The sequence below is a fragment of the Amaricoccus macauensis genome (genome assembly GCF_014201905.1).
In the GTDB taxonomy this organism is placed as follows: Bacteria; Pseudomonadota; Alphaproteobacteria; order Rhodobacterales; family Rhodobacteraceae; genus Amaricoccus; species Amaricoccus macauensis.
This window is the reverse complement of record NZ_JACHFM010000011.1, coordinates 24,909-32,261: the sequence shown is the minus strand read 5'-3', so window position 1 is coordinate 32,261 and position 7,353 is coordinate 24,909. Positions and strand designations below refer to the sequence as shown.

Here is a 7,353-nt window from a genome sequence, read left to right as displayed (position 1 = left end):
GCGTCGATGCGGTAGCTCGTCACGGTGAAGCCGAGCGGGTTCTGCCAGACCGCCTCGAGCGTGCGCTCGACCCGCGGCTGGAAGGCGAAGCCGACGGTGGCGACGAAGGCGCGGACCACCGGCTGCATGCCCGGCTGCTCGAGGGTACGGGTGAAGCGCACCTGGGCCGTCGCGTCGTTCAGGATCGCGACCGAGCGGACCTTCACCTTGATCAGGCTGTCCTCGCCGTAGATCGCGGGCGGGTATTGGTCGGCTTCCTTGGTCCAGAGCGAACGGAGCGAGGTCGCCGCCTGGCCTTGCGAGGTGGCGAGGACCGCCGGGATGCGCTCGCGGTTGTCGGCGGTGTCGTAGGTTTCGCGCTCGCTGACGTAGCGGACGAGCTCGGCCTGGCGCACCGCGTCGGTCTCGGCGAGGTCGGCCGGCCGGGTCGAGACCACGAGCTCGGACTCGCCGGTCTGGCGGTCGACCATGACGACGTAGGGGCGGATCTCCTTGAGCGGCAGCATGAAGACCATCGCCGCGACCGAGCAGAGAGCCGTCGCCAGCGACAGGCCGGCGAGCCAGCCGAAGAGCGCCGCCCGCCGCTGCAGGTCGAAGAAGACCTCGTCCTCGAAGCGCTGCGCGACGTCGGATCTCTGGGACATGAGCGGGCGGACTCCTTTTCCATGGCGCCGCGACGCGGGCGCGCGCGAACGATGATCTGCGGGTGGGAGCGCCCTTAGCCGGGCGGCGCCTTGGCCTTGTCGGAGGTCGACCGGTCAGCGGTTCGCGCCTCGGCGCGCTGGCGCCTTCGCTCGCGGCTGAACTGCAGCGAACCAGCCTGGGCGGCTTCGAAGTCGCCGCCTAAGGTGGAGCGCCGGCCCATGTTCGCCATGCGCGCCTGATGGCGCTCGCGCCCCTTCTTCCGGGCCTCGTAGTGCTGGACGAGCTCCTGCGCGCCGGCGGAGGCTCGGGCGCCCATGCCGCCCTCGGCGGCGCGGGCGGCGCCGACCGCGCCGGAGACCGCCGCGACCGCCGGGTGCGCGGTGCGGGCGACCGCCTTCACCCCGCTGCCGGCCGCGCCGACACCTCCGGCGAGCTGGCGCGCCTCGCGGACGCCGCTCGCAGTGGCTACGACGGTGCCGGCGAGGCCGTTCACCATTGTCGGCACCTGGGACATCAGGAAGATCGCGGCGAGGGCGACAATCAGGAAGCCGGCGGCATCCGTCAGCGTCACCGCGGCGTCAATCTCGGCAATCATGGCGCCACCGATCCCGACGATCGCGCCCATGACGCCGGCGAGCACGAGCGGGATCAGTGCGAAGCCGAGGGTGAACTTCGCCCAGCTCGCGAACAGATCGCTGGTACCCCGAAATAGCAGAGTCCCGATGAAGATCGGGGCCAGAGACACCGCCATGGCTAGGCCGATCTTGGCGATCGCGGCGACGAGGATGGCGACGCATGCCATGAGGGCCCCAACGATGGCGAGAACGATCGAGAGCAAGCTGATCGAGAAGAAGCCGCTCTCGTCGGCCGCGCGGTCGGAGAAGTCGAAGATCGACGTCACCATCTGATCCAGCGCCTCGTTGAGGGTCGGGGCGCTGGCCACGTCGAGCAGCTCTGCCCCGATTGAGCTCGGGACGTTGGTGAGCATGTCGTAGAAGGGAAGGAACTGGTTCCACGACGTGGCGACGGCCAGGATGATCAGGTAGCGCACACTCCACTTGACGAAGTCGGCTACCCGAAGCGGGGCCCATTGCATGACGACGTTGACGGCCAGGAAGGCGAGCGACACCAATCCCGCGAGGCGGATGGTAGCGGCGATCGGTCCACCGATGTCGACGAACACGTTCTGCGCGTAAGTCGCAACAGAGACGTCGATTTTCGTCAGGGTGTCCTGGATGTACGTCGCCATCTCAAACCTACTCGATAGCGCCCACGCTACGGCAGTAGGCCATGGCTTCCTTGAAGCCGTTCCCTCGTTGCATCTCCTTCCGATAGGTCGCGGCGAGCGCCTTGTTAGACTGACCGAAGTAGTCTCCAGGCACGCTCGCCATGATCGCCGTCCAGTCTCGCCGACCGTTCAAGCAGCTGATCTCCGAGGGCTGCCCTGCCGCGAAGGCCTCGCACTCGCGTCTGGCTTCGACGGCATCCCACCGAACGCGATACTCGTTGACGATGTTCTGGAGAGCGAAGTTGCCGCCGACCTGTTCCGCGACTTCGACGGTCGGAGAGCGCTCGCACACGAATGACCCGGCCGCCTGGGCGCCCGATGCCGCTGCGAGGATCCCAGCGCCGACCGCGGCTATTGCTCGCATTCTCATGGAGTTACTCCTCCCGTTCCAACCTTCATAAACTCCCGCGACGCCATCTGCTCGCGGGTCATGAACAGCGCCTGGGCACCCGTCGCGTTCGCCTGCGCCGACAGCACGCGCAGCAGCTCGTTCATCACCTGCATCTGCTCGATCTGGACCCGGGTGTTGAAGTCGATCGCTGCCTTGACGTCAGTGTTGGCGTCGATCTGCGGCACGAGCTGGTTAACCCGGGTCATCGCCTCGTTCGCCCGGCTGTAGCTGTCCTCGCCCGTCGCCATCGCCGCGAGCGACGAGCCGCCGAGGTTGGCGAGGGCCCGGTACTGGACGATGTCGGAACTCGCGTAGGGGCCGAGCAGGTCGAGCTGGTAGTTGCCCTTGAGCCGCTCGATCGCCGAAGCGAGCCGCGCGGTGTTGCCGAGGATCGGGCTGCCGGTGATCGCGCCGTCGACGATGCCGTTGAGGTTCGTCGCCGCCGCCCGCGCCGCGATGTCGTCGGGGGCGTTCAGGAAGGCGCCGATGCCGCGCGCTCCGGTCAGACTTTCGAGCTGGGTCTTCATGGTGGCGAGCTGCTCGGCCTGGGTCGCGATCTGCTCGATCAACTTCGCGACGCTGGTCGCATCGTAGACCGGCACGCCCTGGGCCGCGGCCCGGTCGACCGGCGCCGCCAGAAGGGCGAGGCCGAGGGCCGCGAGCGCAGCCGCCTTGCGAACCCGCGCCGTCATGCCGGAACCGCGGCGTCGCCGATCGGCGCCCAGTTGCAGACGCAGGGGCTGGTCTTGTCGGTGTAGCCGGCGCAGCCGCCGAGCGCGGCCGCGGCCAGCGCGATCCAGAGCCACCGCAATTTCGGGCGCATCAGGCAATCTCCTTCCAGAACTCGGGGCGCTCGCGCCAGCCCTCGGGCGCCCATTCGCCGGCGCCGCCGCCGAGCACCTTCACGAGGGGCCCGAGGGCCCGCAGGTCCATGTCGACGATGGCGCTGGCGCCGCCGGAGCGGATCAGCGCCAGCCGCGCCTCGAGCGCGCTGACGCAGGCGAAGTCGAGCTCGCGATCGGAGAGGGCGAGGGGTGCCAGCTCCTCGGCGGTGTTGCGCGAGTTCGGGTAGAGAATCGTCGTCACCGCCGACTCGAGGATCGAGCCGCCGGCCTTGCTCTCGCGGATGTGGGCGACGCGTTGGGTCAGCAGTACCACCGCGACGTTTTTCTTCCGCATCGTGAGCATCCAGTCCTTCAGCCGGCGCTCGAAGTAGGGGTCGTCGAGGAGCTTCCAGGCCTCGTCGAGGACGATCAGCGTCGGTCGGCTGTCCTCGACGGTGCGCTCGATGCGACGGAAGACGTAGGAAAGCCAGGCGGTCCTGACGGCGCTTGTGTCGAAGATCTCGGTGAGGTCGAACCCGGTCACCGGCTGCTCGAAGGAGAGCGTGTCGACGCCGGCGCCGGAGAAGAGCCAGCCGAAGCTGCCGTCCTGATCCCAGTCGCCCATCCGGTCGAAGAGCGCGCCGTCGTCGTCGACCGAGCGGAACTGCCGGCGGAAGGAGGCGAGGGTTCTGAGGCCCGGATCGGTCTCGGCGTTCGCCGCCACGGCCTGGGTGAGCGCCTGGCTCTGGATCGCCGTCAGCGGCCCCTCGCGCGACAGCATCGCCGCCAGCCAGTCGGCGAGCCAGGTGCGGCCGCGGTCGTCGGTCTCGGCGGCGAAGGGATTGAACCCCGTCGCCTCGCCGAGCCGCACCGCGCTGTAGGCGCCGCCCATGGCGCGCACCGGCATCTCGAGGCCACGGTCCTTGTCGAAGACGATGACGCGACAGCCCGTGCGACGCGCTTGCGCAATCAGGAATGCGGTCCCGAGGGTCTTGCCGGAGCCGGTCTGGCCGAGCACCAGCGTGTGGCCGACAGTGCGTTCGCCGGCCTTGCCGCCGAGATGGAAGTTGAAGCGGTACGCGCTCGAGGAGACGGTCGGCAGCACCGTCACCGCCTCACCCCACGGCGTGCGGTCGGCGTCGAGCCCTCCAGGCGCGGCGTGCAGCGCGGTGAAGTGCGCGAAGTTCCGCGACGAGACCATAGCCGCCCGGGCGCGGTAGCCCTGGTTGCCGGGGTGCTGAGCGAACCAGGTCGACCGGGCGCCGATGTCCTCCCGCACCAGTACGCAGCCGGCGCGCTGGCCCGAGGCGCGGACCTGCGCCGCCGCCTCGTCGAGCTCCTCCTCGTCGCGGGCGAAGACGGCGATCGAGGCATGGTGCAGCCCGAAGGAAATCCGCCCCGAGGCGAGGTCGTCGGCCGCGTCGATCAGCTGACCACGCAGCGAGGCCGCGGCGTCATCGGCGGCGCCCATCTGGCGGACGGTGCGCCGGATCCGCGCCAGCGCCTCGAACTGCTCGATCGGCGTGAACGAGTGGGTGACGACGCTGTCGAAGTCGAGGTCGAAGTGGTCGAAGATGCCCGGCGTCGTCGCGGCCGGGTAGGCCTTGAGCGAGAAGACCGCGCCGAAGCGCATGTCCTCGGTCGAGGCGCCGGGCACGAGAAAGCGGTCACCCTCGAAGCGGACGCTGGAGCCAGCGACGAGGTTCGCCACTGGTTCGAAGGTCTGGGGAAGGGGGATCGGCTCGAAGCGGCCGGTGACCAGGGTGCGGAGCAGTCCCAGCCAGCGGCCGTCGTCAACGGTGAGCCGTTCGGGGCCGGCAACGGCCAGCGTCTCCATCAGGTAGGAGACGGTCTCGTTCAGCCGCTCGACGCGGCGGGCGAGGTGGTCTCGCTGTGCTGCCGCACCGGCGCCGAAGAGCCGGGTCGAGAGCCCAAGGAGCTTCTGCGGTCGCAGCACCACGGTCAGGAACGAGCGGCGCTCGCGCAGCTCCATGGCCGCGAGCGCCGCCTGCCAGCGGCGGTTGACCTCGAAGGAGAAGGGATCGGCGTCGAGCGGCGGCTTGAGCCGCGCGTCGGCGACGAAGGAGACGCGGTGGAGATGGAAGCCGAGATCGGGAGTCGCCTGGGCGACCACCGCCTGCACCGCGTCCGCCACGTCGCCGACGAGGACGCTCTCCGCGGTCGCCGCGCCGATGCCGTCGACGGCGAAGGTCGCCATGATCTCGCCGTCGCGCAGCATCAGCACGTCGTCGGTCACGGCAGCGACGTAGGGCAGGTGCCGGACCAGCACGGCGTCGTCGGGCCGCTCGCGCGGCTCCAGCCGCCGGCGGGCGAGGGTGCGCACGCTTTCAAGCACGGTAGACGACCCCCTTGCCGCGCAGCCAGCCCGCCGGCAGTGGCGTCCGCCGCAGGCTCGTCAGGATCACGTCGAAGATCCGCGGGTCCCAGGCGGCGAGCGCGCGGAGCGCCGCGTAGCCGATGATCGCGGACGCGCCGAAGTAGACGAAGCTGAGCGTGGCGATGAAGCCGCCCATCGTCGTCATCGCGAGGATGACGACGTAGGTGAGCGGCAGGCCCATCATCGAGACGGGCCTGGTCAGTGCCTGGAAGCAGGGCGCGGAGAAGCTCACGCGAAGCCGCCGAGGATGGTCGCGGCGCCGAAGAGGATGACGAGGCCGACGCAGATCGACACGGCGAAGCCCATGTTCATCCGCCCGAACAGGAACATCACGCCGACGGCGGCGAGCGCGACGAGGCCGATCGCCCGGCCGGTGGTGCCGGTCAGCGCCGCGCCGAGGGTCGCGAAGAAGGTGTCGATCGGCGACAGGTCCTGCGCCACCGCCGGGCCGCCGACGACCACGCCGACCGCGAAGAGGCCGAGCAGCAGCCAGACGAGCCCCGTGCCGGGCATGACCGAGGGAAGCCGGAGACCGATCATCCGGCGCGTGGTCGCGATCATCTTTTCCATTCGAGCACGGTTCCTTGTGCGGGGGCTGCGAGAGAGATCGGCTCGAGGGCATTGGTTTCGAGCTCGGGGCTTGAGGGAGAGGCGAACGCTCGCGCGGGCTCAGGCCGCGCCGCGAACGCCGGGGCGGCACCCGCGTCGGCGAGCTCGGCCGCGGCGGTGATCTTCGCGACGTAGTCGCGGGTCTCGCGGAAGGGCGGGATGCCGTGGAACTGCTCGACGCGTTGCGGCCCGGCGTTGTAGGCGGCGAGCGCCAGGTCGACCCGGCCAAAGGCGGCGAGTTGCTCCGTCAGGTAGCGTGCGGCGCCGTGCAGGTTCGCCATCGGCTCGCCGGCGTCGACGCCGAGGAGCGCGGCGGTCTCCGGCATCAGCTGGCCGAGCCCGCGCGCGCCTTTCGGCGAAACGGCGGCCGGGTTGAAGCGCGACTCCTGGTCGATCAGCGCGACAAAGAGCCGGACGAAATCCGCCTCGTCGAGGCCGGCACCGGCGACTGCCGGATGGGCCGCATAGACCTCGGCGACACCCTCGGCCATCGGCTCGTAGATGGCGCTGTTGACGTTCCGGGTGGACATTCCGACCACCGGTGTAGCGGGTTCACCGGAAACGTTTCTCACATAATAGCTATTATCAGACTCACGCGTATCCGGAGATCTGAGCACGTTCCCCTGTCTGTCGAACTCCCAAACGTCGGCGCGAGCGACCCCTCCGGACAGAAGAACCGAGGCGCAGAAGCCCATGACTACTGCCCGCGTCTTCATGCCAGCCATACCAGGTTGATGATGAGGACCAGCGCGAGGATCGCCGCCGTCGGCGCCAGCGGATACCAGAAGAACGCCGCCACCACGATCGCCGCCGGCGGCAACAGCATCCACACCGGATGCGTCGCGACGACCTCCCGGCCGATCACGAGAAGCACGGCAACGAGCAGTAGCGATCCCATCAGCAGCCGCGGTAGCCCGACGTCATCCCAGTGCCACCAGAGCGCGGTACAAGCGCCGAGCGTCGCGTAGAACCCGGCGACCCAAAGAGCCGACCGCGAAATGGTCAGCCGTCGCAACTTCCGCGCGAAGTCTTTGCGGCGATTGTCGCGGAGGATTCTGCGGCGAGTCCTCAACTCGGCGGTCGCCTCCGAGAGATCAACCACCCGCGGGTCGGCAAACCGCCCGCTCATCGCTCCGCTACCCTGTGGATAAGCGGATTAGGACTGAAACTCGATTCGTCCTTACTTGCTATCGCTGGA

At 69.3% G+C, this 7,353-nt stretch carries 10 protein-coding genes; all 10 read right to left on the bottom strand.

Annotation, left to right across the window (positions count from 1 at the left end):
* The coding region (locus HNP73_RS22555) for a VirB8 family type IV secretion system protein (protein ID WP_184155603.1) at nucleotides 1-644 on the bottom strand (644 nt) is incomplete at its 3' end.
* 74 nt (nucleotides 645-718) lie between these two features.
* Complete coding sequence (locus tag HNP73_RS22550; protein WP_184155600.1) at nucleotides 719-1,894, bottom strand: TrbL/VirB6 family protein; 1,176 nt, start codon at nucleotides 1,892-1,894, stop codon at nucleotides 719-721.
* 7 nt (nucleotides 1,895-1,901) lie between these two features.
* Nucleotides 1,902-2,303: a hypothetical protein gene (locus HNP73_RS22545; protein ID WP_184155597.1), complete on the bottom strand. Its 402-nt coding sequence runs from the start codon at nucleotides 2,301-2,303 to the stop codon at nucleotides 1,902-1,904.
* Complete coding sequence (locus HNP73_RS22540) at nucleotides 2,300-3,016, bottom strand: type IV secretion system protein (protein WP_184155594.1); 717 nt, start codon at nucleotides 3,014-3,016, stop codon at nucleotides 2,300-2,302. Before HNP73_RS22540 ends, HNP73_RS22545 begins: the two co-directional genes overlap by 4 nt.
* On the bottom strand, nucleotides 3,013-3,147 hold the full coding sequence (locus HNP73_RS23835; RefSeq protein ID WP_281379335.1) for a hypothetical protein: 135 nt from the start codon (nucleotides 3,145-3,147) through the stop codon (nucleotides 3,013-3,015). The genes HNP73_RS22540 and HNP73_RS23835 overlap by 4 nt, the downstream gene beginning before the upstream one ends.
* The gene (locus HNP73_RS22535) at nucleotides 3,147-5,504 is read right to left on the bottom strand and encodes a VirB4 family type IV secretion/conjugal transfer ATPase (protein WP_343063441.1); all 2,358 of its coding nucleotides are present in this window, start codon (nucleotides 5,502-5,504) and stop codon (nucleotides 3,147-3,149) included. The genes HNP73_RS23835 and HNP73_RS22535 overlap by 1 nt, the downstream gene beginning before the upstream one ends.
* Entirely contained in the window at nucleotides 5,497-5,778 is a 282-nt protein-coding gene (locus HNP73_RS22530; protein ID WP_343063439.1) for a VirB3 family type IV secretion system protein, read from the bottom strand. Before HNP73_RS22530 ends, HNP73_RS22535 begins: the two co-directional genes overlap by 8 nt.
* On the bottom strand, nucleotides 5,775-6,116 hold the full coding sequence (locus HNP73_RS22525; RefSeq protein ID WP_246400045.1) for a TrbC/VirB2 family protein: 342 nt from the start codon (nucleotides 6,114-6,116) through the stop codon (nucleotides 5,775-5,777). Before HNP73_RS22525 ends, HNP73_RS22530 begins: the two co-directional genes overlap by 4 nt.
* Entirely contained in the window at nucleotides 6,104-6,685 is a 582-nt protein-coding gene (locus tag HNP73_RS22520) for a lytic transglycosylase domain-containing protein (protein WP_221289050.1), read from the bottom strand. The genes HNP73_RS22525 and HNP73_RS22520 overlap by 13 nt, the downstream gene beginning before the upstream one ends.
* A 182-nt stretch (nucleotides 6,686-6,867) precedes the next feature.
* Nucleotides 6,868-7,284 carry a hypothetical protein gene (locus tag HNP73_RS22515; protein WP_184155591.1) on the bottom strand — a complete coding sequence of 139 codons (417 nt, stop codon included), beginning with the start codon at nucleotides 7,282-7,284 and terminating at the stop codon, nucleotides 6,868-6,870.
* Nucleotides 7,285-7,353 lie beyond the last annotated feature (69 nt).

Bases quoted from the DNA above. Each gene is read 5' to 3' on its own strand.
- HNP73_RS22540 (WP_184155594.1), bottom strand. From the start codon at position 3,016: ATGACGGCGCGGGTTCGCAAGGCGGCTGCGCTCGCGGCCCTCGGCCTC.
- HNP73_RS22525 (WP_246400045.1), bottom strand. From the start codon at position 6,116: ATGGAAAAGATGATCGCGACCACGCGCCGGATGATCGGTCTCCGGCTT.
- HNP73_RS22515 (WP_184155591.1), bottom strand. From the start codon at position 7,284: ATGAGCGGGCGGTTTGCCGACCCGCGGGTGGTTGATCTCTCGGAGGCG.
- HNP73_RS22520 (WP_221289050.1), bottom strand. From the start codon at position 6,685: ATGTCCACCCGGAACGTCAACAGCGCCATCTACGAGCCGATGGCCGAG.
- HNP73_RS22545 (WP_184155597.1), bottom strand. From the start codon at position 2,303: ATGAGAATGCGAGCAATAGCCGCGGTCGGCGCTGGGATCCTCGCAGCG.
- HNP73_RS23835 (WP_281379335.1), bottom strand. From the start codon at position 3,147: ATGCGCCCGAAATTGCGGTGGCTCTGGATCGCGCTGGCCGCGGCCGCG.
- HNP73_RS22550 (WP_184155600.1), bottom strand. From the start codon at position 1,894: ATGGCGACGTACATCCAGGACACCCTGACGAAAATCGACGTCTCTGTT.